27 protein-coding genes are annotated in these 26520 nt (G+C 59.1%); 12 read left to right on the top strand and 15 right to left on the bottom strand.

Annotated elements, in window-relative coordinates; genetic code table 11:
• Positions 1-19: 19 nt before the first annotated feature.
• On the bottom strand, positions 20-1555 hold the full coding sequence (locus LOY55_RS20700; protein ID WP_223522508.1) for an FAD-dependent oxidoreductase: 1536 nt from the start codon (positions 1553-1555) through the stop codon (positions 20-22).
• A gap of 185 nt (positions 1556-1740) precedes the next feature.
• Here LOY55_RS20700 and LOY55_RS20695 point away from each other — a divergent pair, with 185 nt between their 5' ends.
• Entirely contained in the window at positions 1741-2835 is a 1095-nt protein-coding gene (locus LOY55_RS20695; protein ID WP_223522509.1) for a DUF1615 domain-containing protein, read from the top strand.
• Positions 2836-2915: 80 nt separating this feature from the next.
• On the opposite strand, the gene LOY55_RS20690 is transcribed toward LOY55_RS20695, so the two are convergent.
• The gene (locus LOY55_RS20690; RefSeq protein ID WP_223522556.1) at positions 2916-3317 is read right to left on the bottom strand and encodes a hypothetical protein; all 402 of its coding nucleotides are present in this window, start codon (positions 3315-3317) and stop codon (positions 2916-2918) included.
• 219 nt (positions 3318-3536) lie between these two features.
• Between LOY55_RS20690 and LOY55_RS20685 the strand changes: the two genes are divergently transcribed.
• The gene (locus LOY55_RS20685) at positions 3537-4157 is read left to right on the top strand and encodes an isochorismatase family cysteine hydrolase (protein ID WP_077431757.1); all 621 of its coding nucleotides are present in this window, start codon (positions 3537-3539) and stop codon (positions 4155-4157) included.
• Positions 4158-4218: 61 nt separating this feature from the next.
• Positions 4219-4842 carry a glutathione S-transferase N-terminal domain-containing protein gene (locus LOY55_RS20680; RefSeq protein WP_046032604.1) on the top strand — a complete coding sequence of 208 codons (624 nt, stop codon included), beginning with the start codon at positions 4219-4221 and terminating at the stop codon, positions 4840-4842.
• Positions 4843-4973: 131 nt separating this feature from the next.
• Here the strand turns inward: LOY55_RS20680 and LOY55_RS20675 are convergent, their stop codons facing one another.
• Positions 4974-5414 (bottom strand): CBS domain-containing protein, encoded by a 441-nt coding sequence (locus tag LOY55_RS20675; protein WP_046032603.1) that lies wholly within the window; start codon positions 5412-5414, stop codon positions 4974-4976.
• Between the two features lie 221 nt (positions 5415-5635).
• On the opposite strand from LOY55_RS20675, the gene LOY55_RS20670 reads away from it, so the two are divergent.
• Positions 5636-7996: a DNA polymerase II gene (locus LOY55_RS20670; protein ID WP_258666560.1), complete on the top strand. Its 2361-nt coding sequence runs from the start codon at positions 5636-5638 to the stop codon at positions 7994-7996.
• On the opposite strand, the gene LOY55_RS20665 is transcribed toward LOY55_RS20670, so the two are convergent.
• Together LOY55_RS20665 and LOY55_RS20660 are read right to left on the bottom strand one after the other, a co-directional pair.
• A complete protein-coding gene (locus LOY55_RS20665; RefSeq protein ID WP_223522510.1) occupies positions 7961-8431 on the bottom strand; it encodes a DUF1810 domain-containing protein in 471 nt (156 codons plus the stop codon). The genes LOY55_RS20670 and LOY55_RS20665 overlap by 36 nt on opposite strands.
• A 29-nt stretch (positions 8432-8460) precedes the next feature.
• Positions 8461-9282, bottom strand: a complete 822-nt coding sequence (locus LOY55_RS20660) for an aldo/keto reductase (protein WP_077431759.1) — start codon at positions 9280-9282, stop codon at positions 8461-8463.
• A 232-nt stretch (positions 9283-9514) separates the two neighbouring features.
• On the opposite strand from LOY55_RS20660, the gene LOY55_RS20655 reads away from it, so the two are divergent.
• Together LOY55_RS20655 and LOY55_RS20650 are read left to right on the top strand one after the other, a co-directional pair.
• A complete protein-coding gene (locus LOY55_RS20655; protein WP_258666557.1) occupies positions 9515-10264 on the top strand; it encodes a hypothetical protein in 750 nt (249 codons plus the stop codon).
• Between the two features lie 226 nt (positions 10265-10490).
• Positions 10491-11276, top strand: a complete 786-nt coding sequence (locus tag LOY55_RS20650; protein WP_077431761.1) for a sulfite exporter TauE/SafE family protein — start codon at positions 10491-10493, stop codon at positions 11274-11276.
• A 20-nt stretch (positions 11277-11296) separates the two neighbouring features.
• Here the strand turns inward: LOY55_RS20650 and LOY55_RS20645 are convergent, their stop codons facing one another.
• Complete coding sequence (locus tag LOY55_RS20645; RefSeq protein WP_046032597.1) at positions 11297-11665, bottom strand: VOC family protein; 369 nt, start codon at positions 11663-11665, stop codon at positions 11297-11299.
• A gap of 179 nt (positions 11666-11844) precedes the next feature.
• Between LOY55_RS20645 and LOY55_RS20640 the strand changes: the two genes are divergently transcribed.
• Together LOY55_RS20640 and LOY55_RS20635 are read left to right on the top strand one after the other, a co-directional pair.
• Positions 11845-12417: a DUF4174 domain-containing protein gene (locus LOY55_RS20640; RefSeq protein WP_046032596.1), complete on the top strand. Its 573-nt coding sequence runs from the start codon at positions 11845-11847 to the stop codon at positions 12415-12417.
• 260 nt (positions 12418-12677) lie between these two features.
• Entirely contained in the window at positions 12678-13049 is a 372-nt protein-coding gene (locus tag LOY55_RS20635; protein WP_046032595.1) for a DUF6124 family protein, read from the top strand.
• Positions 13050-13261: 212 nt separating this feature from the next.
• On the opposite strand, the gene ampC is transcribed toward LOY55_RS20635, so the two are convergent.
• Positions 13262-14428: a class C beta-lactamase gene (gene ampC / locus LOY55_RS20630; RefSeq protein WP_258666551.1), complete on the bottom strand. Its 1167-nt coding sequence runs from the start codon at positions 14426-14428 to the stop codon at positions 13262-13264.
• 162 nt (positions 14429-14590) lie between these two features.
• Here ampC and LOY55_RS20625 point away from each other — a divergent pair, with 162 nt between their 5' ends.
• Entirely contained in the window at positions 14591-15484 is an 894-nt protein-coding gene (locus tag LOY55_RS20625) for a LysR family transcriptional regulator (protein WP_046032593.1), read from the top strand.
• Here LOY55_RS20625 and gudD read toward each other — a convergent pair.
• Together gudD and LOY55_RS20615 are read right to left on the bottom strand one after the other, a co-directional pair.
• Complete coding sequence (gene gudD, locus LOY55_RS20620; protein ID WP_223522513.1) at positions 15481-16824, bottom strand: glucarate dehydratase; 1344 nt, start codon at positions 16822-16824, stop codon at positions 15481-15483. The two genes, LOY55_RS20625 and gudD, sit on opposite strands and share 4 nt — an antisense overlap.
• Before the next feature lie 24 nt (positions 16825-16848).
• Positions 16849-18195: an MFS transporter gene (locus LOY55_RS20615; protein WP_046032591.1), complete on the bottom strand. Its 1347-nt coding sequence runs from the start codon at positions 18193-18195 to the stop codon at positions 16849-16851.
• Between the two features lie 280 nt (positions 18196-18475).
• On the opposite strand from LOY55_RS20615, the gene LOY55_RS20610 reads away from it, so the two are divergent.
• Positions 18476-19189, top strand: coding sequence for a FadR/GntR family transcriptional regulator (locus tag LOY55_RS20610; RefSeq protein ID WP_223522514.1), 714 nt, complete (start codon positions 18476-18478; stop codon positions 19187-19189).
• A gap of 41 nt (positions 19190-19230) precedes the next feature.
• Here LOY55_RS20610 and LOY55_RS20605 read toward each other — a convergent pair whose 3' ends face one another.
• Complete coding sequence (locus tag LOY55_RS20605; RefSeq protein WP_258666546.1) at positions 19231-20550, bottom strand: hypothetical protein; 1320 nt, start codon at positions 20548-20550, stop codon at positions 19231-19233.
• A gap of 178 nt (positions 20551-20728) precedes the next feature.
• The gene (locus LOY55_RS20600; RefSeq protein WP_223522516.1) at positions 20729-21646 is read right to left on the bottom strand and encodes a DMT family transporter; all 918 of its coding nucleotides are present in this window, start codon (positions 21644-21646) and stop codon (positions 20729-20731) included.
• Positions 21647-21744: 98 nt separating this feature from the next.
• On the opposite strand from LOY55_RS20600, the gene LOY55_RS20595 reads away from it, so the two are divergent.
• A complete protein-coding gene (locus tag LOY55_RS20595) occupies positions 21745-22608 on the top strand; it encodes a LysR family transcriptional regulator (RefSeq protein WP_046032587.1) in 864 nt (287 codons plus the stop codon).
• Positions 22609-22650: 42 nt separating this feature from the next.
• On the opposite strand, the gene yegQ is transcribed toward LOY55_RS20595, so the two are convergent.
• Positions 22651-23976, bottom strand: a complete 1326-nt coding sequence (gene yegQ / locus LOY55_RS20590) for a tRNA 5-hydroxyuridine modification protein YegQ (RefSeq protein WP_046032586.1) — start codon at positions 23974-23976, stop codon at positions 22651-22653.
• 178 nt (positions 23977-24154) lie between these two features.
• On the opposite strand from yegQ, the gene LOY55_RS20585 reads away from it, so the two are divergent.
• Positions 24155-25216: an AI-2E family transporter gene (locus tag LOY55_RS20585; RefSeq protein ID WP_077431768.1), complete on the top strand. Its 1062-nt coding sequence runs from the start codon at positions 24155-24157 to the stop codon at positions 25214-25216.
• On the opposite strand, the gene LOY55_RS20580 is transcribed toward LOY55_RS20585, so the two are convergent.
• The 3 genes from LOY55_RS20580 to LOY55_RS20570 form a co-directional block, all read right to left on the bottom strand.
• A complete protein-coding gene (locus LOY55_RS20580) occupies positions 25213-25395 on the bottom strand; it encodes a hypothetical protein (RefSeq protein ID WP_046032584.1) in 183 nt (60 codons plus the stop codon). The genes LOY55_RS20585 and LOY55_RS20580 overlap by 4 nt on opposite strands.
• 100 nt (positions 25396-25495) lie before the next feature.
• Positions 25496-25690 carry a hypothetical protein gene (locus LOY55_RS20575; protein WP_007944773.1) on the bottom strand — a complete coding sequence of 65 codons (195 nt, stop codon included), beginning with the start codon at positions 25688-25690 and terminating at the stop codon, positions 25496-25498.
• A gap of 231 nt (positions 25691-25921) precedes the next feature.
• Complete coding sequence (locus LOY55_RS20570; protein ID WP_109786652.1) at positions 25922-26296, bottom strand: hypothetical protein; 375 nt, start codon at positions 26294-26296, stop codon at positions 25922-25924.
• Positions 26297-26520: the final 224 nt, after the last annotated feature.

The following is a 26520-nucleotide window of genomic DNA, read 5'->3' as shown; positions in this document are numbered from 1 at the left end:
CATTGCCAATGTGGTGTTCTCAGGGGCAGCCAAAAAATGGCCGAATCCCGTGATCCCTGAAGTACCGCTCGATCACTTTCGGATCGGAACACGTCTCGGCAATCGCCACATACGTATCCGGCCGTAACAGGTAAAACCCGTTACGGCCCAGCCCCGCGGCTTCAAACGCGGGCCTCCAGCCGAAAACCTGCAGCGGCAGGTGATGCTCATTACACCAAGCGATCATTTCGTCGCTGGTGTCGCCATATACATGCACTTGCCAGTTCGGGTTCTTCAGCGACCCAAAATTATCGCCCTCACCGTCGTGGGCCCAGGGCAGGCGATCACCGCCGTGAACGTGCCCGGCAACGCCAGTGCTCAGCGGCATGCCGCGATAATTGAGGGTGATCTGCGAGACCGTGCGAAACAGGAACTCGCGGGTCGCTTCAAACGAAGCCATTTTGGGAATCACAAACGGTGCCAGCCGTGTACGCAGCACATCGGCCAGGCGACCTTCGGCGGTGACGAACGTGAATACACGGTCGGTGGTGGCGACCAGTTTGCGGGCGAACGCGATACGCTCGGTTTCGTACGTGTCCAGCAGCTTGGCCGTAGCGCCGCCGCTTAACACCGCCGCGAGTTTCCATGCCAGGTTGATGGCATCGCCGATTCCGGTGTTCATGCCCTGACCACCCGCCGGGCTGTGCACATGGGCGGCGTCACCCAATAGAAACGCGCGTCCGGTGTGAAAGTGGTCGGCCACCCGATGATGCACACGGTAGGTCGAGAACCAGTTCACCTGTTCGATCTGCACCTTCAGATGTTCGATGGCCCGGCTGCTGACGTCCTCAAACTGCAGGGTTTCAGCCTGCTCGGCACGTTCGTCGCGCACGGTGCCGATCAACCGGGCACGGCCTGTGCCGCCGAGTGGAAATATGGCGAGGAAGTCCGCTTCATCCAGATCCACATGCAGTTCGCCATTGAAGGTCGGCCCGCTGGCTTGTACGTCGGCGACATAGAAAATCTGCTGGTAGGTCCCGCCCGGAAAGCCGGTGTCCAGGGTCTTGCGCACAATTGACCGGGCACCGTCGCAACCCGCCAGATAACAGGCCTGACAGGTTTCCTGCTGGCCGTCGGGCAAGCGCAGTTGGGCGGTGATGCCATCGCCGGTGTCTGTGAAGCTTTCCAGTTCCGTGTTGCGCTCCACTTGAATGCCAAAGGCTTCGAGGCGTTTTATCAGCAGTCGCTCGTGCTCGTCCTGAGGGTATATTTCGAGGAAGGCGTAGGGCGTCAGTCCCTCGCCGACGCGGCTCAGGGGCAAGCGCGCCACCGGTTCGCCCTTGACCCAGAAATTCGCCGCCTCAACACGATGACCGTTTTGCACCACGGCCTCGCTGAGATCGAGCTGGCGATACAGCTCCAGTGTCCGGGCCTGGACCGCGAGTGCCCGCGACGTCGTGCCGGGTGCCGACGTCTTGTCGAGAATCCGCACGCGAACGCCCAGTTTGCTCAACCACAGCGCGAGTACCAGCCCGGTCGGGCCGGCGCCGACGATCAGCACGTCACTACGATTCATCAACCTGTCCTCCTCGGTGACTGGCTCAAGTATGGTCCACTCGTGCAGCGCAGGCAGGCTGACTGCCCAACGGAAAACGGCCGTGCTGCTGCGACCGGGGAACGGGGCGCGGCGGCAGGAGTCATAGCCTGCGCCATGCCATTGGTCGTATGGTTAACCCGGTTCAACGGATTTGATGGAGCACCATGCAAGCCAATCGATTGCTCACGGGGGTTGCGGTGCTGTTGCTTTTGGCCGGTTGCGGCACTCAACGCTCGCAGGAACAGCCTGCGCGCACGCCCGCCGAGGTCAAGGCCGAGATCGTGCGGCTATTGCCGGTTAAAACCACCGATCGGCAGGGCTGGGCCACGGACATATACACCGCATTCGCTACCCGGAAACTTGATCCCTCCACGCAAAACCTGTGTTCGGTGATCGCCGTCACCGAGCAGGAATCCACATTTCAGGTCGACCCGCCGGTGCCGGGCCTGGGCAAGATCGCTCGGGAAGAGATCGATCGTCGCGCCGCTAAAGCTCATATCCCCAGTCTGTTGGTCAGTGGCGCATTGCAGTTGCGTTCACCCAACGGCAAAAGCTACAGCGAGCGCCTCAAAGCAGCGCGCAGCGAGAAAGAACTCAGCGCGATTTTCGATGACTTCATTGGCATGGTGCCATTGGGCAAGACCCTGTTCGGTGGCTTCAATCCGGTGCACACCGGCGGGCCAATGCAGGTCAGCATCGATTTCGCCGAGCAGCAGGCGCGGGGCTATCCGTACCCGGTGAACGGCTCGATCCGGCATGAAGTGTTCAGCCGCCGAGGCGGCATGTACTTCGGCATCGCCCACTTGCTGGGTTACCCGGTGAGCTATACGCAACCGCTGTATCGCTTCGCGGATTTCAATGCCGGCTGGTATGCCAGCCGCAATGCGGCGTTTCAGAACGCGTTGAGTCGGGTGTCAGGCATTCCGCTGGCGCTGGATGGCGATCTGGTTCGCTATGACTCGATCATGCCCGGCACCACTGAATTGGCGGTGCGCAGCCTCGGCAAGCAGTTGGGCATGCGCAATACGACCATTCGCAATCAATTGGAGGAGGGCAAAAGTCTGACATTAGAGAACACCGAACTCTATCGGCGGGTGTTCGCGTTGGCCGACCAGGCCGAGGGCCGGTCATTGCCTCGTGCAGTGTTACCGGGGATCAAGTTGCAAAGTCCGAAAATCACCCGAAAACTCACGACGGCGTGGTTCGCCAAACGGGTCGATGAGCGTTATCAGCGCTGCCTGGTGCGGGCAGGCCAGTGAGCGGAAGCAAAAAACAGACGTAAAAAAACCCGGCGGGTGAGGCCGGGTTTTTCATTGAGTCCTGCGGTAAAACCCTGCATTTATGCAGCACGGCTTTCGATCAAGCGGTCGGAGCCACCTTCAGCAACGCGGTTCTGCATCAGACGGTCGGAACCATCAGCGGCAACGCGGTTTTCGATCAGGCGGTCGGAGCCACCTTCGGCAACGCGGTTCTGCATCAGACGGTCGGAACCATCAGCGGCAACGCGGTTTTCGATCAGACGGTCGGAGCCACCTTCAGCAACGCGGTTCTGCATCAGACGGTCGGAACCATCAGCGGCAACACGATTCTCGATCAAACGATCCGAACCTCCTTCAGCCACACGGCTTTCAATCAGGCGATCCGAGCCGCCTTCGGCGACGACAGGTTGAGCAGAGGTAGCGGCAAAAGCGTTAACTGCAAAAACCGAGAAAGCGATGCTGAGAAGAGTTTGGCGTTTCATGAGGGTGTGCTCCGGGGTGTTATTGGTTGGTATGGAGCGGATGTTACGCCGACGATTTTTTATGAGAACTTCATTGCTGTGATTGTGAACATCGACGGTATTGATAGGTGATGAAAGTAACCCCACGCAGGTGTGATGGTTCAGTCGTCGGATAGCGCGGGTAGGGTTGAGCGGCACTTCTACACTGGTTAGCTGGCGCGTGCCCCCGAGGAGCCAATCATGAATACCAGTTCTTATGTTGCCGAACACACCGGCCTACTGCTGGTTGACCCTTACAACGACTTCCTCAGCGAAGGGGGCAAACTTCACGGTCGGGCCAAACCGGTGGCTGACAGCGTCGGCACGCTGGCCAATCTGAAGGCCGTGGTGTCGGCCGCTCGCCATGCCGGGATCCGGGTTTTCTATGTACCCCACCACCGCGCCGAACCGGATGACCTGGCCCACTGGCAGCATCCCAGCCCTTATCAACAAGGGGCCAGCAGCGCGCAAGTGTTTGCGGCGGGAGCCTGGGGCGGGGAATGGCACCCGGACTTCCATCCCGAGGCGGGCGACGTGATCGTCAAGGAACACTGGGGCGGCAGCGGTTTCGCCAACACCGACCTGGACTTTTTGCTCAAGCAACACGGGATCGACAAGGTCGTGGTGGTGGGGATGCTCGCCAATACCTGCATCGAAACCACCGGCAAGTTTGCCGCTGAACTGGGCTATCACGTGACGCTGGTACGCGACGCCACCGCCGCGTTCAGTGCAGAAGCCATGCATGCCGCGCATGAGATCAACGGGCCGACGTATGCGCATTCGATCGTCACAACGGCCGAGTTGATCGCAGCGCTGGGCTAGTACGGCCAGCAGATGGCGCCTCTCTTGATCCTTCATTTTTGTCACGCCAGGAGGCCGCACCATGTACCAACTTTATGGACACCAGAATTCCGGCGCGGCGGCGATAGAGGCTGCCCTCGAACTCTGTGAAATTCCTTATCGCTTCATTGACGTCGAATCTTCGCTAGAGGCCGCCCACGCGCTGGAAAAACTCAACCCGCTCAAACAAATCCCAACCCTGCAATTGCCCGATGGCAGTGTGCTGAGCGAAAGCGCGGCGATCCTGATTCATCTCGGGTTGACCTTTCCCGAGTCAAACCTGCTGCCGAAGCTGGCCGCTGATCGCGATCAAGCCATTCGGGGCCTGGCGTTCATCATCTGCAATTGCTACACGGCCATCGGCATTATCGATTACCCCGAACGCTGGTTGATCGAGGCGGATGAGTCGTCCAGACAAAATCTCATGGCCGGCGCCCGCACACGTTTGCACTGGAGCTGGGAGGTGTTTGCCGATCAGTTTTCCGGCGAGCTGTATCTGGGCGATGAGACGCCGGGAGCGCTGGATGTGCTGGCGGCGGTGGTGTCGAGATGGGCGGGCAGCCGGGAGCATTTACGCCGTACCCGGCCCGGTTTTTTTGCATGGCTTGAGCGTATAGACCGGCACCCGACCTTGGCACCGGTCTTCGCGCGGCATTGGCCAACCTGAACACAAAAGATCAACGGTGAGCTGTAGGCGCCGGGCTTGCCCGCGATGCAGGCGACCCGGTTTGACGTCGAACCGGGTTGATCCCATCGCGGGCAAGCCCGGCTCCCACAGGTTTTTGTAGTGTGTTCGGATTATTCGCCGCGGATGTACTGCTCCAGTTGTTGAATCAGTTCAGCCTGCTCGGCAATGGCCTCCTTGACCAGGTCGCCGATCGACAACAAACCGATCAACTTGCCGTTCTCCACCACCGGCAAGTGACGCAGGCGCCTGTCGGACATGATGCCCAGGCACGTATCGACGGTTTGATGGGTGTCCACGGTAATGACTGGGGACACCATGATGTCGCGCACCGGCGTACCGACCGAGGAGCGGCCATGCAGCACCAGTTTGCGGGCGTAGTCGCGTTCACTGATGATGCCCAGCACTTCGTCATTTTCTACCACCAGCAAGGCACCGACGTTTTTCTCGGCCATCTTCATCAGTGCTTCCAGCACCATATGATCAGGCTTGATCTGATGCACTTCCTGATTCTTCTGATCTTTGAGCTTGAGCAGTTGAGCGACGGTTTTCATGGCGGTTTCTCGGGTGTTGTCGTTGTTCTTGAAGAATCGTAGACGCAAGCGCTGAGGGCAAGGGAGAAAGCGGCAGATAACACTCAAAAAACGTCATTCGGCGGTTTTTCTTTGGTAAAGCTTCGTCGAAAGGGGCGTGCCAAGGGAAATTCTCACCCCTGACCCGCTGGCCCTTGATGACGGGTAGAATTGCAGCCTGAACAAAACGTGAGGTTGCAGTGGTGGACTTACAGCAGGGCTTCGTCCTGACCCGGCATTGGCGCGACACCCCGGCCGGTACGGAAGTCGAGTTCTGGCTGGCGACCGACTCCGGTCCCCGGCGCATCCGCTTGCCTCATCAGCCGTCGGTGGGGTTCATTGCGGCGCAGCAGCGCGAGCAGGCTGAGGCAGTGCTGCACGGCGAGAAAAACGTCGAGCTCAAGCCCCTGGCGCTTCTGGATTTCGAGCACCGCCCGGTGCTCGGCTTGTATTGCCAGCAGCACGGTCAGTTGATGCGCCTGGAAACCGCGCTGCGCAAGGCCGGCGTCGAGATGTTCGAGGGCGACGTGCGCCCGCCGGAGCGCTACATGATGGAGCGGTTCATCACGGCGCCAGTGATTTTTGGCGGCACGCCCGATGCGCAGGGCCTGTTGCTCGATGCGCAGATGAAACCCGATCCAGACTACCGACCAACGCTGCGCCTGGTCTCGCTGGACATCGAAACCACCGCGCAGGGCGAGTTGTATTCCATTGCGCTGGAAGGCTGCGGCGAGCGGCAGGTGTACATGCTCGGACCGCCCAACGGCGACGACAGCCAGGTGGATTTCCAGCTCGAGTACTGCGACTCGCGAACCGTGCTGCTGAAAAAGCTCAATGAATGGTTTGCCCGCCACGACCCCGACGCAATCATCGGCTGGAACGTCGTGCAGTTCGACCTGCGCGTGCTCCATGAACACGCCCGGCGCCTGGCGGTCCCGCTCAAGCTGGGGCGTGGTGGTGAAGAGATGCAATGGCGCGAACACGGCAGCCGCAACCATTACTTCGCCTCGGCGGCAGGGCGGTTGATCATCGACGGTATTGAGTCCCTGCGCTCGGCGACCTGGAACTTCCCGTCGTTCAGCCTGGAAAACGTCGCGCAAACCCTGCTCGGTGAGGGCAAGTCAATCAGCACGCCTTACCAGCGCATGGACGAAATCAACCGGATGTTCGCCGAGGACAAACCGGCCCTCGCCACGTACAACCTCAAAGACTGCGAACTGGTGACACGGATTTTCGCCAAGACCCAGTTGCTGACTTTCCTGCTGGAACGGGCCAGCGTCACCGGTTTGCCGGCCGATCGCAGCGGTGGTTCGGTGGCGGCGTTCACCCACTTGTACATGCCGCTGATGCACCGCCAGGGCTTTGTCGCGCCCAACCTTGGCCGCCAGTCACCGCAGGCCAGCCCCGGCGGCTTTGTCATGGACTCACAGCCGGGCCTGTACGAGTCAGTGCTGGTGCTCGACTATAAAAGCCTCTACCCGTCGATCATCCGTACCTTTCTGATCGACCCGGTCGGGCTGATCGAAGGCTTGCAACATCCCGACGACAGAGACTCGGTACCGGGTTTTCGCGGGGCACGTTTTTCCAGAACCCGGCATTGCCTGCCGGCCATCGTCGCCCGGGTGGCCGAAGGTCGCGAAACCGCCAAGCGCGAACACAACGCACCGCTGTCCCAGGCGCTGAAGATCATCATGAATGCCTTCTACGGCGTGCTCGGTTCCAGCGGCTGCCGCTTCTTCGACACGCGCCTGGCTTCGTCCATTACCTTGCGCGGTCACGAAATCATGCTGCGCACCCGGCAGTTGATCGAAGCCCAGGGCCACACAGTGATTTATGGCGATACCGACTCTACCTTCGTCTGGCTGCGCCGGGCCCACGGACAGGAGGAAGCCGCGCAGATCGGTTTTGCGTTGGTCGATCACGTCAACCAGTGGTGGCGCGAGCATGTGCGAGCCGAGTACGGACTGGAAAGTGCGTTGGAGTTGCAGTTCGAAACCCACTACAAGCGCTTTCTGATGCCAACCATCCGTGGCGCGGAGGAGGGCAGCAAGAAGCGTTATTCCGGCCTGGTCACGCGCGCCGATGGCTCTGATGAAATGGTCTACAAAGGCCTGGAAACCGTGCGCACCGACTGGTCGCCACTGGCCCGGCAATTCCAGCAGGAGCTGTACTCGCGGATCTTCCATCGCAAGCCGTATCAGGATTACGTTCGCGATTACGTGCGCAAGACCCTGGCCGGCGAGTTCGACGACCGTTTGATTTACCGCAAGCGTCTGCGCCGCACCCTCGATGACTACGAGCGCAACGTGCCGCCCCACGTGCGCGCCGCGCGCATCGCCGATGATTTCAATGACCGGCAGGGTCGCCCACGTCAGTACCAGAACGGCGGCTGGATCAGCTACGTGATCACCGTCGCCGGGCCCGAGCCGCTGGAGATCCGCAGCGCGCCCATCGACTATGACCACTACGTCACCCGGCAGCTGCAACCGGTGGCGGATGCGATCCTGCCGTTTGTGGACGACGACTTCTCAACGCTGATTGGTGGGCAAATGGGCTTGTTTTAGGTCCAGCAGAGACAGCGTCCAGTCATCCCGTATGCCGTGGAAATATTGCTCGAGGGCTCGATGGAAAACGCTGTCGTCGGGGGCGACCTGGGCAAACAGGGTCATCGAGGAGTGAAACTTCAGGTCATCAGGATGGCCGAAGATATCGGCGATCGAGCGTTGTTTGACGTTCAGGACCAATTGCGTGCAGGTCCGCAGGCGCGGGCCCAGCAGTGGATGCTCCAGATACGCCGCGGCTTCCTCATCGGAGCGTATGGCGAAGTGGCGGGACATCTCGCTCCCGCCTAACCCGGCAAGCTGCGGAAAGATGAACCACATCCAGTGACGGCGTTTTTTACCGGCGTGCAGTTCTTCCTGTACCCATTCGAATACCGGGTCTTGAGCCTGGACGAAGCGTGGCAAATTAAAAGCGTCGAGCTGATCGGTGCTTCTCATGCACATGCCCTCTGGCAATCGGCGATGGTTCAGACCATGGCCAACCGATGTTTGCGTTGTGGCGCGTGAAACGCGTGATCCAGCGCCTCCAGATCCCCGGGTTCGAGCCGCAACTGCGCGGCTTGCGCATTCAATTGCACGTGTTCAGGTTTGACCGCTTTGGGGATGGCGATCACGCCGCTCTGCCGCAGAATCCATGCCAGCGCTACTTGAGCCGGTGACGCCCCATGACGGGCGGCAACCTTTTTCAGCGCCGGATGGGCCAGCATTTGCCCGCCCTGACCGATCGGGCAGTAAGCCATCAATGGCTGGCGATGCTGTTGGCTCCAGGGCAGCAAATCAAATTCGATGCCGCGCTCTTCCAGGTTGTAGAGCACCTGATTGGTGGCGCAGGCCGGTGAGTCGAGTTCTTGCAGGTCGTCCACATCGAAATTGGACACGCCCCAACGACCGATCTTGCCGTCTTCACGCAGGCGTTCGAAGGCTTCGACGGTTTCCTCCAGGGAATACTGGCCACGCCAGTGCAGCAGGTACAAGTCAATGTAATCGGTGTTCAGACGCCGAAGGCTACGCTCGCAGGCCTGGGGAATGCCTTTGCAGCTGGCGTTGTGGGGGTAGACCTTGCTGACCAGAAAGACGTTGTCTCGCAGACCACTGATGGCTTCAGCGACCACTTCCTCGGCACCGCCTTCAGCATACATTTCGGCGGTATCGATCAACGTCATGCCTAACTCGATACCCAGCCGCAGGGCGGCGACTTCATGCCGGTGCGCCGAGCGATCCTCGCCCATGCGCCAGGTGCCCTGGCCGATGACCGGAACCTGGGAGCCGGCCAATTCGAGGGTCCGCATGAAAACCTCCTTTTTGTAACTCGGTGGATATTAAATGGGCAGCAAAATGCCCCGGTGGTTCCGCAGCGCACTAGATAGTTGGTGATAGCGAACACGACGAAATCTCAGCTGCAGATTGTCGGTATCGTTGCCCACGGACCACCGGCACTGCACTTTTCTGGTTTTGGTGGCTCTATCCTTGGGCAGCCGGCGGCGATCCCCACCGTCGGCCCATGCCCAAGTTCAAGAACCCATGGCTCGAGTTTTACCCCGTATCACCTCACCGATCCACCGCTGTTGCCTGCTTTCGACCTGCCTGACAATGCTCTTTGTCAGCGGTTGCAGCCAGCAGCAGGGCAACGACATCGTCAGCCAGTTCCGTGAAGGCAGGCCGCAGGAATTCCTGCAGACCAGCGTCGACCGCATGGCCACGCTGACAATGCGTGACAACCTCGACAGCCTCTACCTGCTGATGAGCAAGCTTTACCTGCGCAACCCCGATGAGCTGAAGAAATCCGGTTTCCTCGATGCCCGAACCGCTGGCAAACAAGTGCGCATGGCCATCGAGCTGCAAACGCCGTTGCCCACCCTGGGCGGTAAAAAAGACCTGGCGGCCCTTCGGTATGCCATGAGCCCGGAATTTCTCGGTGACCGGGTCGGTGCGTTTATCTATGCCATTGGCAGCATGCTGGTGACCGCTCACGGCAATCGTCTGGAGTTCTACATGACGGATGCGATCAACCCGACGTTCGTCAGCAATGCCGCGCGCAACATCGAGATCGCCACGTGGATTCTCAGCCAACGGCAAAACAGCAATGGTGAGCCGTTGCTTTTTTCCAATGAAATTTCGGAGGAGGGCAGCAATCTGAGTTTTGCCGTGGAATTCGGCAAAATCGTCGCACGCCTGGATTTACTGACGCAGATGCTGGACGAACGCTACCGGCGCATCGGCTTGAACTACGCGCAGAGTCTGTTGTTTCTGAATTTCCTGCCGGTGCAATAAACCCCGACACAAACCCTGTAGGAGCTGAGCTTGCTCGCGATAGCGGACTTTGAGCCACCACATATGTTGAATGTTATACCGCTATCGCGAGCAAGCTCAGCTCCTACAGGGGAATGGGGTGTTGTTATGTCTCGGGTATAACGATAGTTCGCATCGATATAAGTGGTTATAAGAAAAATCGCTATGCTGCGGGCCAGTTTTCCCTGCGATCTTTGTGGACGTATCAATGGAATTAGTGAACATCGGGTTGGTCATTGCCGGGTTGGTCGTTGGCTTTATTGTCGGCATGACGGGCGTCGGTGGCGGGTCATTGATGACCCCGATCCTGTTGTGGTTCGGTATCAACCCCGCGACGGCAGTCGGCACCGATTTGCTGTACGCGGCAATCACCAAATCCAGTGGCGTGCTCGTTCACCGGAAAAACAACAACATCGACTGGGCGATCACCGGCTGGCTGACCCTCGGCAGCGTACCGGCAGTGGCGTTGACGTTGTGGTTCCTGAGCAGCTTGCACACCGCGCCTGAAACGATGAATGCCATCATCAAACAAGCGCTGGGGTTCGTCCTGTTCGCCACGGCGCTGGCGATTCTGTTCAAGAAGCGCCTGCTCGATTTCGCGCACAAACGCGCGGGTGGCAACTATAACCCCAGCGGTTCGCGCCTCAATGTAATGACCGTCATCACGGGCCTGGTGCTGGGCACCATGGTTGCGTTGACGTCCATTGGTGCCGGCGCCCTGGGCACCGTCGCATTGTTCATCCTGTACCCGCTGTTGCCAACCCGCCGCCTCGTCGGCACGGAAATCGCCCACGCCGTGCCACTGACGCTGGTCGCCGGGCTTGGCCATGCGAGCATGGGCAACATGGATTGGCATGTGCTGGGTTACCTGCTGATCGGTTCGCTGCCGGGTATCTGGTTGGGCAGCCATTTGACCGGGCGCATCTCCGATGAACTGTTGCGCCCTTGCCTGGCAACCATGTTGGTTTTGATCGGTTACAAACTGGCGTTCTGATTCAACCCCATGCGCCAGCTTCACTCGCGGGTGAAAATTTCCAGCAGATGCCCGTCCGGGTCATCGAAATACACCCGCCGTCCCCCTGCGTACTCATTGATTTCCTTCGGCCGCTGCTTGCCCGGATCAGCCCACCAAGGCTGTCCGCATGCTTGCAGGCGCGCGAACGCGTTGTCGAAGTCATCGTCACCGATCAAAAACGCATAGTGCTGGGACGCAATCGGCGGCTCATTGTTGTAGAAATCCAGCGACACACCGTTATCGAACTTGACGACCAGCATGGGGCCGAAAGGCTCGGGAGCGGGCAGGCCGAGGAGTTCGGCGAGGAAATTCGCGGAAACCTGTTTGTCGCGGCACCAGACGATGGTGTGGTTCAACTGAGCGCTCATGGAGTTGTCCTCACGGCGGTTCAGGTGGGTCGTTTTAAGTGATGAGAGTAGCTCAGCCTGTTGCGCAATGACCGCCCTGACCTAAGCTTGGGTCAAGGCGAAACACAATTGCGGTGCGTCACCGGAACGAACGCCGCGATGCGCAATCATTAGAGCGTGGTTATCAAAAGGAGATGCGCATGCTCATCAGGTTTTTGACCCTGACAACCTTGCTGGCTTTCGCCGGTCCCTTGTTCGCAGCCGAGGGCGATTCACCGCTGGATATAGACAAGGGCAGGTTTAGGCCATTGATTGTTATCGCGCCCAGTACCGTCGACCCGGTCTGGACGGGACTGAAAAAGTCGCTGGCTGATCCGGCCAACAAAGAGGGGATCGCTCAACGCAATATCAAGGTGTACAGCGTGCTGAACATGTTCGGGCAGCTTGACGGCAGGGACCTCGGTCAGCAGGACACCATGGCACTGATCCGCTCGCTGAAACTTGGTGCGGGGGCGTTGCCCAAAGTGATCCTGATCGGCAAGGACGGCGAGAAGAAGCTTGAGAGTTCGGGGGATGAGTCAAAGTCCGTCGATTTGAAGAAGATTTTCGACACCATCGATGCCCTGCCAGCGGCTGAGAAAGAAGCCACCGCGCCGGCGGTCGTAGCCCCCCCGGCTGAAGCCGAACCCGTCAATGGGGCCAAAGGCACCAAGGGCGCAAAGGCTGGCAAAGCGGGCAAACCGGCCAAGCCCCCGGAAATGCCGGATGACTGAAACGGTGAGGGCGTCTGTTCCTTTTGATGGGTGGGATTGAACGCCGATTTCAGTCTCCGTCATGACAATGGGCGATCTAAACGATCGCCCATTTTTTTTGCAGGTGAAGTACCCGCCTTCACGGGCCTCGGACATTTCCTTCAAGTTGTGTAGCACTTGATGAACTGGTGCCCTACAGCGCGCACCGCTAGCCTTTGTTGAAGTCCGCGATATTGAGGGACCCAAGGACGAAACCCCCCGTGGAAAAAGGAGCCCCGCCTGTGAAAAAGATCAGTAAGCCTCAACAACCGCAAACGCCCACCGATGCCGATCATCCCGATTCTGTGAAGGTGTGTGGTACCGCAGAAGTGGCGGTCATTCCACGCCCCAGGCGTGTTCCCACTGCTCGGCAGATATTCGCCGTTGTCCCCGGCGTCGACACGCTGACGCTGCTAAGGCAAGCCAGCGAAACCCTCGCATCGCTGAATGCCCTGCTCGAGAATTTTGCGGCAAAACTGGACGCGCCGAACCGTGGTGAAATCTTTTCGATCCAGCAGTTGGCGATGATCGCTGAGTTGTTGGTGACCCAGGTGCGGGACAACCTTGTTCCGCAGGACGATGCGTCTGACGGTTCGCCAGTGACTCGGCATTAAGCGAGCGACATAACGACAATAGGTGACCTCAAAGGGTCACCCATCCGTCTGTAGCTGCCGAGCCTGTGAGGCTGCGTTCGGCGACGAAGTCGTCGTAAACCCGGCGGACGCGGTTTTCCTGAAAAACTGCATCGTCTGATTTCACGACGACTTCGTCGCCGAGCGCAGCCTCGCGGGCTCGGCAGCTGCTACAGGAGTCGCGTTGCTCTTGGTTATTCAGTCAGGGCACTCAATATCGTGTGGGCGATTTTGATGCGTTCCGGGTTTGGGTAATTTTTGTTGGCCAGGATCACGATGCCGATGTCCTTCGAGGGTACGAACGCGACATAGGCACCAAAGCCACCCGTTGAGCCGGTTTTGTTGAACAACAGGTTTTCCTGTTGTGGCTGCGGCGGGTTCAACCAATTGACCTTGTGCGCTTCCATTGCCATCTCGGTCGAATTACCGGCAAGCAGCCGATCCAGCGTGACCGGGTAGGGGTAGAACTCCCAGGCCAGCCCCTGCGTCATGTTGCCCACGGTGTAATAACCGGTGTGGGTGGTGGCAATGGCTTGCTGTAGCGGCTTTTCCAACCCTGCCGGTTTCATGTTCGCTTCGACAAAACGCAGTAAGTCCGAGGCGCTGGTTTTCACGCCGTAGGCTTCGGAGTCCAGAGCACCCGGCTCGACACGCACCGGCTTGTCGTCTTTGTTGTACCCCAGCGCGTAAAGCCCCATCTGGTTTTTGGGGACATTGAGGTAGGTGTGCTCAAGGCCCAGTTTCGGCAACAAGGTCTTTTCCAACAGGGTATCGAACGGCTGGCCCATGCTGTAGGCGGCGAGGTAACCGGATAGCCCTATGCTTGGGTTCGAATACTGGCGATGGGTTCCGGCGGGATACACCGGTGTCCACTGCTTGAAATAACCCAGCATCTTATCCGCGTGGTCTGCGTTGTCGGGGAACTGCAGCGGCAACCCGCCAGCGGTGTAAGTGGCCAATTGCAATACGCTGATGTGGTCGAACGCACTGCCGCGCAAGGCTGGTAAAACAGCGCTGGCTGTATCGGACAGGGACAGTTTGCCGCTGGCCTGTGCATAGGCGGCCAGCGTGGCAGTGAAGGTTTTGCTGACCGAACCGATTTCGAACAGGGTGTCCTGGCTGACCGGTTTGCCATCCTCTTTGGATGCTACGCCGTAATTAAAGTAATGCTGCTGACCATTTTGGGTGATCGCAACGGCGAGTCCCGTGATGTTCTGTTGCTGCATCACCGGGCCGACGGTGGCGTTGACCAAGGCTTCGAGCTGCTGGTCGGACGGTGTTGCAGCGAAACACGGCGCTGTGCCGAGCAGAAGTGCGAAAACGCTGTAGGTCGCTAGCCTTGGCAGTTTGTATTGATACATGTCTGATTCACTCTTCATGAGTTGTGATGATGTTAACCCGCTACACTCCATGCGCTCTTGCAAAACGGGCTAGCTAACAGGCGAGCAGAATCTAGGCAGTCTGCCGAACTTCGACAAACGACGAAATCTCGGGTTAGCCATTAGAAAAATTATGGAGTTGGCATGATTCGTCCTCACTTGCCGCTAAATGCATTGCGCGCTTTCGAGGCGTCCGCGCGTCATTTGAGTTTCACGCGGGCGGCGGTGGAGCTGTTCGTGACGCCGGCGGCGGTGAGTCATCAGGTCAAAAGTCTTGAGGCGCAACTGAACGTGACCCTGTTCAAACGCTTGCCACGCGGGCTGATGCTGACCAGCGAGGGGGAAACCTTGCTGCCGGTATTGCGCGAGTCTTTCGACCGAATCGCTGAAACCCTCGAACGCTTTGAAGGCGGGCATTATCGGGAGGTGTTATCGGTGGGAGCGGTGGGCACGTTTGCGGTGGGGTGGTTGCTGCCACGCCTGGCGGATTTTCATGTGAAACATCCGTACATAGATTTACGCCTGTCGACCAACAATAACCGTGTGGACGTCGCCGCCGAAGGTCTGGATTACGCCATTCGATTTGGCGCCGGCGCCTGGCATGGCGTTGAAGCGTTGCGGTTGATCGATGCGCCGCTGTCGGTGTTATGCGTTCCTGAACTTGCCCGGCAATTGCAGTCGCCTGAGGATCTGTTGCAACAAACCTTGTTACGTTCCTACCGTACAGACGAATGGTCCGAGTGGTTTCAGGCCTGCGGATTACCGGCCAATACACCGCCCGCCAAGAGCATCGTTTTCGACTCTTCACTGGCGATGATGGAGGCCGCGCTTCAGGGCGCCGGTATCGCACTGGCGCCGCCGCTGATGTTTTCCCGGCAACTGGCGGCAGGTGCGATCGAGCAGCCTTTCGCAATTGGTATCACTACCGGCAGCTACTGGCTGACCCGCTTGCAGTCCCGCACTGAAACGGCGGCCATGACGGCGTTCAAGGACTGGCTGCTGCAAGCGGCCCAACAAAACATAACGACAGAGAATTAGCGCACCAGGCACGGCCGTTTGTTATCGAACTTCCAGCCCGGGATCAAAAACTGCATCGCCACGCTGTCATCCCGTGCGCCCAACCCCATGCCTTTGTACAGCTCATGGGCCTTGGCCAACTGATCCATGTCCAGTTCAACCCCTAGCCCCGGTTTCTTCGGCACTTGCACACAGCCGCCGACGATTTGCAGCGGAGCTTTGGTCAGGCGCTGGCCGTCCTGCCAGATCCAGTGGGTGTCGATGGCGGTGATGTCGCCCGGTGCGGCCGCCGCGACGTGGGTGAACATCGCCAGGGAAATATCGAAGTGGTTGTTGGAATGCGATCCCCAGGTCAGGCCCCATTCGTGGCACATCTGCGCCACGCGAACCGAGCCCTGCATCGTCCAGAAATGCGGATCGGCCAGAGGAATGTCGACCGATTGCAATTGGATGGCGTGGCCCATTTCCCGCCAGTCGGTGGCGATCATGTTGGTGGCGGTTTTCAGGCCGGTGGCACGGCGGAACTCGGCCATGACTTCACGGCCCGAGTAACCGTTTTCCGCCCCGCATGGGTCTTCGGCGTAAGCGAGGACGCGATGCTGGTCCCGGCACAGGCGGATCGCTTCCTTGAGTGACCATGCGCCATTCGGATCGAGCGTAATTCGCGCATCCGGAAAGCGTTCGGCCAGCGCGGTGACCGCTTCGATTTCCTCGTCGCCGCTGAGCACACCGCCCTTGAGTTTGAAGTCCTTGAAACCATAACGGTCGTGCGCGGCGACCGCCAGGCGTACCACTGCGTCGACGGTCATGGCTTTTTCGTGACGGATGCGGAACCAGTCGTTGTCGGCCTCCGGTTCGCTGCGGTAGGCCAGATCGGTTTGCCGGCGATCACCGAGGTAAAACAGATAACCCAGCATTTTCACTTCATCGCGCTGCTGACCTTCGCCGAGCAGGGCGGCGACCGGCACGTCGAGGTGCTGGCCGAGCAAGTCGAGCAGGGCGGCTTCAAGTCCCGTGACCGCGTGAATGGTGATGCGCAGGTCGAACGTCTGCAAACCGCGACCACCGGCATCGCGATCGGCGAAGGTCTGGCGCACTTGATTAAGGATCTTCTGATAAGTGCCAATCGGGCTGCCGACGACCAGTGAACGGGCGTCTTCCAGTGTCTGGCGAATCCGCTCACCACCCGGGACTTCGCCGACACCGGTGTGACCGGCGTTGTCCTTGAGGATCACGATGTTGCGGGTGAAAAACGGGCCATGGGCGCCGCTCAGATTGAGCAGCATGCCATCGTGGCCGGCCACCGGTACCACCTGCATGCTGGTGATGATTGGCGCTTTTGCAGTGTCTTGTGAGTGCATTTTCTTATCCTTCAAAACAAAAGATCAGGCGTGATTGGGCGCTGGATTGCCCAGTGCGGTGGTAGGCGCGGTTTTCGGTTTGTTGCGGGCGGCGAAGACAATGATCGCGGCGATGATTGAGGTCGCTGCCAACCCGTACAGCCCGCCCTGAATCGAGCCGGTGTGTTCTTCCAGCAGGCCGAAGGTGGTCGGTGCGACGAAACCGCCGAGGTTGCCGACCGAGTTGATTAGCGCGATCACGCCCGCGGCGATCCGCGCATCCAGATACGCCTGCGGGATTGGCCAGAACAGCGATGAAGCGGATTTGAAGCCCAGCGCGGCAAAGCAGATCGCAACGAAGGCAAAGATCGGCCCGCCCGTGGTGGACATGAACATCCCGGCGGCGGCGATCAGCAGCGCGGCGGCGACCCAGGCTTGCTGGTGTTTCCACTTGGTCGATAGCGTTGCGAACGCGTACATGCCGACGATCGATAGCAACCACGGGATGGAGTTGAACAGCCCGACCTGAATGTCGCTGAGATCGCCCATCTTCTTGATGATGCTCGGCAGCCAGAAGGTCGCCGCGTAAATGGTCAGTTGGATAAAGAAGTAGATCAGGCAAAACAGAATGATCTGGCGATCCTTGAGCAGCTTGCCCAGCGACGGTTTGATCGGTGTCGCGGCTTCGCGGGCCTGTTGCTCGTCGTCGATGGCATTGACCAGCGCATCCTGTTCTTCGCGGCTCAGCCATTTGGCGTCGTGGGGTTTGGAGTCCAGCCAGAACCAGACGAACACGCACAACCCGACCGAAAACATCCCTTCAATGAAGTACATCCATTGCCAGCCATGCAGGCCAAAGCCGCTGATTTGCAAGAGTAACCCGGACAGCGGGCCGGAGATCAGCGACGCGATCGCCGAGCCACTGAGGAAGATCGCAATCGCCTTGCCGCGCTCAACCCCCGGCAGCCAGCGAGTGAAGTAATAAATCACCCCAGGGAAAAATCCGGCTTCGGCCACGCCCAGCAGGAATCGCAGGATGTAGAAGTGGGTTTCGTTCTGGATGAACGCCATGCCAGCGGCCACCAGGCCCCAGGTCAGCATGATGCGGGTCAGCCAGATTCGTGCGCCGACTTTTTGCAGGAGGAGGTTGGAGGGGACTTCGAACAGCGCGTAACCGATGAAGAACAGCCCGGCCCCGAGGCCGTAGGCGGCAGCGCCAATCCCTAGGTCATGTTCCATGTGGGCGCGGACGAAACCGATGTTCACACGGTCGATGTAGTTGACGATGAACATGATGACGAACAGCGGAAGGACATGTCGTTTCACTTTCGCGATGGCTGATTTCAAGGCGCAATCGATGCCATCGTTCATCCCGGGTATGGATGTATTCACTGGATTTTCTCCCACTCGTTATTGTTATGCGGGGTGTATCTGGTGTTGCGTTGTTGATAGACATCATACAACTAGGTTTTTTGGCTTCGCAATAGGTGTTGCTCAACAAAATGGCACTTGTTTGGCAGATGCGGCTTCTGTTTCAGGGCTGTGCTTGTGTCTTTAAAGGGGCTGTTTGGTTGTTTTGTTGAGTGTTGTCATACAAGATGGTGAGGTTTAGTCGAGATTCCCGCCCGGCGCAGTGCTACGATTCAACCAGCCCTGTTTCTGGATGATCGCCATGCAAGAAGACTTCGACGCGCCTGCCCGCAAGCGCACTCACAACCTGGCCCATGACCTGGTGGCCAAGTTGACCCAGAGCATCCTGCTCGGGCAGATGTCGCCGGGCGACAAGCTGCCGTCGGAGAACACGATTGTTCAGGAGCATGGGGTGAGTCGCACCGTTGTGCGCGAGGCGCTTTCGAAGTTGCAGGCTTCAGGCCTGGTGGAAACCCGACATGGCATCGGCACCTTTGTGCTGGAGCGTGCCCCTGAGCAAGGGTTGCGGTTGAATGTCGACACTGCACTGGGGGTGCGCAGCATTCTGGAATTGCGCATGGGCCTGGAAACTCAGGCCGCCGCATTGGCGGCGACACGCCGTACGCCAGCGCAGTTGGCGCAAATGCGTGAAGCGCTGGACGACTATCAAAGCCTGCTGGCCAATAACGACAGCTGCGTCGAGGCTGACAGGCGTTTTCACCTGTTGATCGCCGAAGCCACCGGCAATGTGTGTTTCACCGAAATCATGCAGCACCTGGGCAGTGCGATGATTCCCCGGACTCGCGTCAACGCCGTCGAGCGCGGTGCGGCAGATTTGAGCAAGCTCGGGCAGCTTGCCAACCTCGAGCACGAGGCGATTCTCAATGCCATCAAACGGCAAGACCCGGATGCGGCGCGTGCGGCGATGTGGCTGCACCTGACCAACAGCCGCGACCGGTTTTCACCGGGTGGCTGAAACTGTGTGGCGAAGGCGCTTGCCACAGGTTCTGTGTCAGTTCACTCGATAGCTAGCAAGGTCGTTCGCACATCCGTTATCGATCCAGCCTGATAGCGCGACCGGAAGAAGTAACCGTAATCCTGAAGGTAATACATCGTCACGCTCACTTTGAGCTCACCCCCTTCAATCGTGCACGCCAGTTCTTTTGCGCCGCCTTGCAATGAAGTGTTGACCTGTACGGCGTCAATCTGGCGCTCGACCACACACTCGAGTTTTTCGCTGTTGAGCGAGGTGCCCTTGAGCGTGCTGCGACGCTGTTGGGTGATGTGATAGCCCAACGATGAACCGACAGCCATCGTTCTCCAGTCGCCGGTGAATGTGAGGTTTTCGGTATCGATTGCGTATGACACGGGCAGTTTTCGGTCGGTGTATTGGCTGTCGAGGCGTAGCGTCAACAGCCCGCGGAAATTGACCGAGTAGGTGTCTATCACCTTGCCAGGCCACTGCAATTTCAACTGGCCACTTTGTGGATCGATTTCGTAGCGTTGCTCGCTCTGCGACGGCGCGCCGCCCAGGTATCCGACGTTTTTCGAGTGAATCTCGATCTTTTTGATCGCCTTGGCCGGCGGTGCCAGGTTCAGGTCGGCAATCGACTTGAGTACGTTTGCCGCAACGGGTCTGGATTGATAGACCTGCGCCACTTTACGGCGGGGAGAGTAGGGCGCCAGGGTCGACAGTTGGGAGGCCGGGGCGCAGGCCGCTTTCAACAAAGGCCGGACATCCGCACCTTGCTCGAAGGTTGTTTGCGGGGCGTCGGCAAGCAGCGTTCCTCGGGTGATCTGGTCTTTTTCGTCCAGTTTGAACTCGCTCAATACGCGGTAGGTCTGGCCCTTGCAATCGACTTGATAACGGCTGCGAGTTTGTCCGAATAACACTTTATAGCTCGCGTCGGTGAGCAATGCCGGCTCATCAATCGCGCCCCAGAACAACACGGAACTGCCTTGTGCCTTGAAGCTGTTGCGGTCGATCAGCAGCCGGCGTTCCGTGTCGCCGCCCAAGGCCACACGCCAATCCGCAGGGGGCGTTCCCGCGCAGGCATCGACGAAGCTCGGGTTCTGCGCCAGGCGTGCCAGCAGTGGCGCAGACAATGGAGTGTTCTTGGGCGACTTGTAGGACCCTGTGCTGGAACCGGAGACGATACGTGTGTCGAGGAACAGGGCGGTGGCACCGGTGGCGTCGCAGTTGGCTTGCATCTGCAAGGTCGATTGCGTGTTTTTCATGTTTCGCTCGGGAATGCTCACCAGATAGCTGAGCAGGTCTGCATCACGCATGACCGAGTGAGTCAGCAGTGGCTCGTCGAGCATTTCCTCCGTTGTCATGGGCGGTATCTTGGGCGCGGGGGCAGGTATTGGCTTGCTGGCGCAACCTGAAATCAACGTCAGCAAACCGATAACAACAAAGCGGGTCATAGGCAATCCATGGCGATAAGTGCCACATACATGTGAACTGAAAAGGTCGGCAGCCCCCAGTAATTCTTTAACCCGGCGCTACCGCCGTTCAGGGGCGCACCGGGCCGCTCGCGGTAACGGTGGCGCGTCGTTCCATATTCAATGCCAGCACACTGATCAAAATCACGAGGGCGCCGACGCCGACCATCAGTGTTGGCTGTTCACCCAAGGCGTAAGCGGCGATGGCCATCGCGGTCGGCGGGATCAGATACAGCGTCATGGTTGCGCGGCTCAAGTCCACATGGGCCAGTACAAACGCCCACGCCAGATAGGCGAGCGCACTGGGAAATATGCCCAACGCCAGCACCGCCCACTGCACATGAACCGGCGCGCTGACGACCTCGCTGGCCAATCCCGGCAGGTAAATCAATAACAGCGCCGTGCCCGACCAGACCGTGTAACACACCAGCGTCAGGCCGTCATAGCGCGTGGAATGATGCTTCTGCAAGGCGAAGTAAAAACTCCAGGACACTGCTGCCAGCAAGATCAACAAACCGTAAACATCGAGGCCGCCCAGTCCGTGATCACCGGCCACCACAATCACCACGCCAATCATTCCCGACACGATGCAGCCCCAGCGCCAGAGGCTGACCCGATCCTTGAACACAAAACGCGCCAGCAGCGTGCTGAACAACGGTGTCGATTGTGCCAACACGCTGGAAGCCCCGGCAGTGACATGCTGCTGGCCTATGTTCAGTACGACGTGATGCAGGCTCACCGCGAAAAACCCGAGAGCAACCAGCCACGGCAGGTCGCGAGGCCTGGGCAGGCGGATGCCTTTGAACGCGGCGACGACCGCCATGAACACCGAGGCCATCAGAAACCTCAGCAGTGCCAGGTGTCCGGGGTCATAGGCCTGCAATCCGATATGAATGCCGGTCGGTGAATAGCCCCAGCACGCGACGACAAAAGCCATCGCGAGGATGATTTTCCAGGGCGAGCGGGGAGCGTGCGTGCGTGAATTCATGGTCGTGCACCATCAGGTAGGTGCATTGAGTATCAGAACTCGGATTGCTCTCCACAACTGACTTATACTGCGTAGACCGTTCACTTTTGGTGATGATTATGGAGCTGGCGCAGATTCGCATGTTCAAGACCGTGGCCGATGTCGGCAGCATCGCCCGGGCCGCCGAGTTGCTGCATTGCGTGCCATCCAATATCACGGCGCGGATCAAGGCGCTGGAGACGGAATTGGGGGTGGCGCTGTTTCTGCGCGAGGGTCGAGGGCTGCGCATCAGCGCGGCGGGGCAAACGTTTTTGTCCTACGCCTCAAAAATTCTGGCGCTGACCGTTGAGGCCAAGCGCGCATTGGACCCGTCAGCCGACCCCTCCGGGCCGCTGCGCATCGGCGCCATCGAGTCCTCGGCCACCGGTCGCTTACCGCGGCTGCTGGCGAAATTCCACAAGCGCTATCCCGCAGTTGCGCTGGAATTGACCACGGGCAGCTGGGGCCAATTGCTCGACGACACACTCAACCACCGGCTCGACGGCGCCATCGTCGCCGTGGATGTCGAGCGCGCTCAACTCAAGCGCACACCGATGTACCGCGAAGAGCTTTTGTTGATTGCCTCAACGTCGCTGGGAGCGGTGCACAGCATTGCGGATTTGCAGGACAAGACCGTCTTCATGTGGCCCCAGGGTTGTCCGTATCGGGCGGCGCTGGAACATTGGTTGTTGCGTCAGGGGCTGGCGCTGCCGATTGTCAGTCTGGCGAGTTATGGCGCGATTGTCGGGTGTGTCAGCGCGGGTGCCGGTGTCGCGTTAGTGCCCAAAGGGGTGTTTGATCAGTACGCCAAGGGGGCGGGGTGCGCGGGGTATGAATTTCCTGAGCTGACGGCTATCGACAATTTGTTTTACTGGCATGAAAACGCCGGGGTTCACCCGGCGCGCGAAGCGTTTGTGGCGATGCTGCGCGAGGAGTTCGCGTGACTGGCAAACTCGCTCCCACAGGGTTCCGTTCGTGTTTGGAGCTCAGGTCACGCGGACGTCGCGCATCAGCAATCCGAAGTTCAGATCCACCGCATCCGGAATCGGCAAGTACACCGTGTGCCCATCCCCCGGCGCGACTTCAATCGGTTCGCCTTTGGCGTTCTGAAGCTGATGTAAATCGAAATGGAAGTTGCCCTTGGGGGTCATCAGTTCCATGTGATCGCCCAGGCCAAAGCGGTTTTTCACCTTGACCTCAGCCAGCCGATCGCGGCGCTCTCCGGTCAGTTCACCGACAAACTGCTGTCGTTCCGACACCGAGCTGCCGTTCTGGTAGTTCTGGTATTCGTCATGCACATGCCGTCGCAAAAATCCTTCGGTGTAGCCACGCTGCGCCAACGACTCCAGGTCGGTCATCAGGCTGCGGTCGAATGCTTGCCCGGCCACGGCGTCGTCGATGGCCCGGCGATACACCTGCGTAGTGCGCGCGCAATAAAAATGGGACTTGGTCCGGCCTTCGATTTTCAGCGAGTGCACGCCCATGTGCGTCAGACGCTCGACGTGCTGAACGGCGCGCAGGTCCTTGGCGTTCATGATGTAGGTGCCGTGTTCGTCCTCGAAGGCCGGCATCAGTTCGTCTGGCCGATTGGCTTCCTGCAACAGGAACACCTGGTCGGTGGGGGGGCCGAGGCCCAGGGTCGGTTCGGGTTGATATTGCTGGACGATTTCGCCGAGCTGATTTTCCGTGGCCTCCTGCGCCGAATATTTCCAGCGGCAGGCGTTGGTGCAACTGCCTTGATTGGCATCGCGCTTGTTCATGTAGCCCGACAACAGGCAGCGCCCGGAATAGGCCATGCACAACGCGCCATGGACAAACACCTCCAGCTCCATGGCCGGCACCTGTTCGCGGATTTCGCCGATTTCTTCCAGCGAGAGTTCCCGCGACAGGATGATCCGGCTCAACCCCTGTTGCTGCCAGAACTCGACACTGGCCCAGTTCACGGTGTTGGCCTGCACCGACAGATGAATCGGCATCTGCGCAAAGTGTCGCCGCACCAGCATGATCAGGCCCGGATCCGACATGATCAGCGCGTCCGGCGCCATGGCGATTACGGGTGCCAGGTCCTTGAGGAAGGTCTTGAGCTTGGCGTTATGCGGCGCAATGTTCACCACCACGTAAAAACGCTTGCCCTGGGCCTGGGCCTCCTTGATGCCGAGGGCGAGGTTGGCGTGATCGAATTCGTTATTGCGTACCCGCAAGCTGTAGCGCGGCTGGCCGGCGTACACCGCATCGGCGCCGTAGGCGAAGGCATAACGCATGTTTTTCAAGGTGCCGGCAGGGGCGAGCAGTTCGGGGGCGAGGGGAGTCATGGCAGTGTCGGTCGCAAAAGCCAGGGAGCGTAATCGGCTTGCCCGAGGGGTTTATTGATCTGGATCTATGCTTGATGAACAAACGGATGGCACTCGCGCGAACCGTGGCGGACTAAGTATCAGAAAGGCTCGTCAGTACAAGAGCCTGCGTCCCCCTGCGCACTGACACGGACCGGACATGAGCGAAGAAACCGTACACAACCGATCACTGGTGATCTTGCTATGGCTGGTGACCGCCGCCTTCATCTGGATTCTGCTGCCGTTTTACGGTGCGGTGTTTTGGGCGGTGATCCTCGGCATCCTCTTTGCGCCGATGCAGCGCCGACTGCAATTGAAACTGGGGTGGGAGCGCAACCTGACGTCACTGTTCACGCTCAGTATCTGTCTGGTGATTGCGATCCTGCCGGTGATCATCCTTGGCTTCCTGCTGGTTCAAGAGGGGACCACGCTGTACAAAAGCATCGAAAGTGGTGAGCTGGATATCGCCGGGTTCGTCTCGCATTTCAAGCACAGCCTGCCGCCGTACTTCCAGCACCTGCTTGACCGGTTCGGGGTGGGCGAATTGAGCGGGCTGCGGGAGAAAATCATCAAGAGCGCGGTGACGGGCAATGAGTTTTTCGCCACTCAGGCGTTCAGCTTCGGCCAGGGCACGTTTGATTTTGTGGTGAGTTTTTTCATCATGCTGTATTTGCTCTATTTCTTTTTGCGTGACGGCGCCGAACTAGCACGCAAGGTTCGCGCGGCGGTGCCGCTGGAGGAGCACCAGAAGCGTCGCTTGCAACTCAAGTTCAATCGCGTGGTGCGGGCGACGGTCAAGGGCAACCTGCTGGTGGCGATCACGCAGGGCGCTTTGGGTGGGGCAATATTCTGGTTTCTGGACATCCCGAGCGCGTTGCTCTGGGCGGTGCTGATGGCGTTTTTGTCGCTGTTGCCAGCGGTGGGGGCAGGGATCGTCTGGGCGCCGGTGGCGGCGTTATTCCTGCTCAGCGGGGCGATCTGGCAGGGTGTGGCGTTGGGGCTGTACGGGGTTTTTGTGATTGGCCTGGTGGATAACGTCTTGCGACCGATCCTGGTGGGCAAGGACACCAAGATGCCGGACTACCTCATCCTCATCTCGACACTGGGCGGTCTGGCGATCTTTGGCCTCAACGGTTTCGTTATCGGGCCGCTGATCGCGGCCCTGTTCATGTCGAGTTGGGACATTTTCATCGAAACCAAACCGCGGGTGCAGTTGCCTTAGGCGCTGAGCAGGCCTTGGCCGATGCGCTGCGACAAGGCCTGGGCGGCGGGTAGCGAGGTGAGCGGACCGCTGATCGCTTCGCCGTCCTGCACCAGATACCAACAGGCAAGCAAACCCAGTTCTCTAAGCGATGAGGGAACGGCGCTGCCGATAACGGACATGATCTGAACCTGGGACATAAGTACCTCCATCAATCTATGGAGCTACCTTAAGGACTTCGCGCAGGAACGGACAATCAACACGTTCGATAGTGGTCATTGACGCCGATGAGTGTTCGCCTCAGTCGACGACCAGATCCAGCATGTGAACCACTTCGTGTTCGTTGAGCAGGCCCTTGCGTACCAGGTTTTCCGCCAGCAGCGAAAGAAACTTGGCGCTGCGATGGCCTTCCAGGTGCTTGAGTTCGGTCAAAGCGTTGTACACCTTGCTGGAAGTGCACAAACCGACAATGCGGTGCGGGTTTTGCGTAGGCATGAGGTCGTCCTTGTTGTTATCAACCTGTTGTTTGCGGACAGATCCAAGCTTGCGGACCTGATATGACAAAAATATGACCGTTTGGCGCAAGGCGAGGGCGGGTCATGTCAATCTTGCCCATTTGAACCACCCACTCTGTCCCCACAGCGACCTTGACGCGATTTATCCAGACGTTCGCCGACGAACGGTCACAAAAAAGCCCCGCTGTTGAGGCGGGGCCGGGGAATGTTGTTACCAGTGGCCATAACCACGGGGAGGGCCATAGTAACCGCGCGGCGGGCCGTAATAACCACGTGGGGGACCGTAGTAAACCGGTGCCGGGGCGTAGTAGACCGGCTGTTGCACGTAGACCGGTGCAGGCTGGTAATAAACCGGTGGCGGTTGTTGCATGTAAACCGGCGCCGGCTGAGCGTAAACCGGTTGTTGAACATAGACCGGCCGGTTGGCGTTGATCACGGCCGAACCGACAATGGCCGAGCCGACGAGCGCACCAAAAATCGCCGGACCTTGCCAGCAGTTACCACAACCACCGCCATGGGCTTGTGCCTGCCCTGCGACAGCGAGTGCGCCGATCAGCAAGGCCACTGTGGTGATTTTACGGTTCATGATAAATCCTCGTCTTTTCGACCCGGCGCTTGCGTCTGCAATAGACCCAAGGATTGTCGCGGGGATACCTCTAAGACAGCTTTTTTTTGAAAAACAGCACGGCCGATAGGTAAATTTTGTGTAAGGTCTGTACCGGTTTCCTGACGGACCCGCGCTACCTCGCGCAGGCCTTTGATTATGATCGATCAGACCCGATGGATTGGCTAATCCCGTCCATCTGAAAG

It is taken from the genome of Pseudomonas sp. B21-040, assembly GCF_024748695.1.
In the GTDB taxonomy this organism is placed as follows: Bacteria; Pseudomonadota; Gammaproteobacteria; order Pseudomonadales; family Pseudomonadaceae; genus Aquipseudomonas.
Note: the sequence above shows the minus strand (reverse complement) of the source record. Positions and strands in the feature narration are given on the sequence as shown.